Here is a 1,719-nt window from a genome sequence, read left to right as displayed (position 1 = left end):
CTAGAAGACTGCTGAAAATCTTTTGCGTTCTGGCCCCGGACCGGCTGGTCCGGGGCCAGTCTTGTGAGCATGCAGGGGGAATGGGCCGGGGAGATGGTCGGGCCGGATGTGTGGGAGACCTGCCGGGAGTTGATCCCGGCAGGGAGTGTGTTCGCGTTCCTCGCCGAGCATCGCGAGGCACTGTTCCCGCCGTCGATGTTCACCGACATGTACCCCTCGTCCAACGGCCGTCCGAGTCTGCCGCCGCAGGTCTTGGCCGCGACGGTGGTGCTGCAGAGCCTGCAGGGGCTGTCGGACTTCGAGACGGTCCAGGAACTGCGGTGTGACCTGCGGTGGAAAGCCGCCTGCGGGCTCGGCCTGCATGACACCGCGTTCGATCCGTCGCTGCTGACGTATTTCCGGCGCCGTTTGCGTCACTCGGCCGACCCGACGCGGATCTTCACCAAGGTCAAAGAGGTCGTGGCCTCAACCGGGGTGCTCAAGGGGAAACAGCGGCGTGCTCTGGACTCCACCGTCCTCGATGACGCGGTGGCCACCCAGGACACCGTCACCCAGATCATCTCCGCCGTCCGCCGGGTGATCCGCGAGGTCCCCGGCGGCGAGGAGACCGCAAAGCAGTGGTGCACGGCGCACGACTACACCGACCCGGGCAAGCCGAGGATCGCCTGGGACGACGAGCAGGCGCGCGCCGCGCTGGTCGACGCGCTGGTCACCGACGCGATCAACCTGCTCGGACACCTGCCCGAACAGGAGCTCGGCGAGAAGGCGGCGAACGCGGTGGGTCTGCTGGCCCTGGTCGCGGGCCAGGATGTGGAACCGGCCGAAGACTCCGATGGACGCGACGGCCGCTGGCGCATCGCCCAGCGCACAGTCGCGGACCGGACCGTGTCCACCGTCGATGCGGACGCACGCCACATCCACAAAAACCGCACCCGCCACCAGGACGGCTTCAAAGGGCATGCGTCCTTCGAGCCGGAGACCGGGCTGTTCACCGCCGTTGCCCTCACCAGCGGCCACGGCCCCGACAGCCACGAGGCCGCCGTCGCCTGCGGTCTGCTGGCCGACGAGGACGCCGGCCAGGAGTTAACCGTGCTCGGCGACTCCGCCTACGGCACCGGCCACCTGCGCGCACACCTGCAGGCCGACGGCCATACCCCGGTCATCAAACCGCCGCCGCTGCGGCAGGCCGTTCCCGGCGGCTTCACCATCGACGACTTCCACATCGATACGGCGGCCGGCACCGCGACCTGCCCAGCCGGACACACCGCCACCCTCGGACAGGTCAAAGCGGACGGCGCCCGCACCGCCCAGTTCAAGCGCGTGTGCACCGACTGCCCCCTGCGCGGACGCTGCACCACCTCCAAGACCGGACGCACCCTCAACGTCCACCCCCAGCACGAACTGCTCACCGCAGCCCGCCACCAGGCGGCCACCGACCCCGTCTGGCAGGACGAATACCGCAGATGGCGTCCACCCGTCGAACGCGCCATCGCCTGGCTCGTCGCCAAGGGCAACCGCCGCGTCCCCTACCGCGGCATCCCCGCCAACAACATCTGGCTCCACCACCGCGCCGCCGCCCTCAACCTCCGCCGACTGATCAACCTGGGACTCACCCGGACGAACAACACCTGGCACCTCGCCCCGGCCACCGCATAACGAAAGAGGGCCGCCCGGCCTACGGCCGGACAGCCCACGACAAGATCTTCAGCAACCTTCTAG

1 protein-coding gene is annotated in these 1,719 nt (G+C 69.1%); it reads left to right on the top strand.

Going from position 1 to position 1,719, the window contains the following annotated elements; translation table 11 throughout:
* Positions 1-69: 69 nt before the first annotated feature.
* Complete coding sequence (locus ACZ7OO_RS44075; protein WP_471513013.1) at positions 70-1,656, top strand: IS1182 family transposase; 1,587 nt, start codon at positions 70-72, stop codon at positions 1,654-1,656.
* Positions 1,657-1,719 lie beyond the last annotated feature (63 nt).

It is taken from the genome of Streptomyces sp. NPDC111744 (assembly GCF_055634995.1).
This window is presented reverse-complemented; position numbering and strand designations above follow the sequence as displayed.

Excerpts from the sequence above, each read along its gene's own strand:
- ACZ7OO_RS44075 (WP_471513013.1), top strand. The coding sequence starts at position 70 with ATGCAGGGGGAATGGGCCGGGGAGATGGTCGGGCCGGATGTGTGGGAG.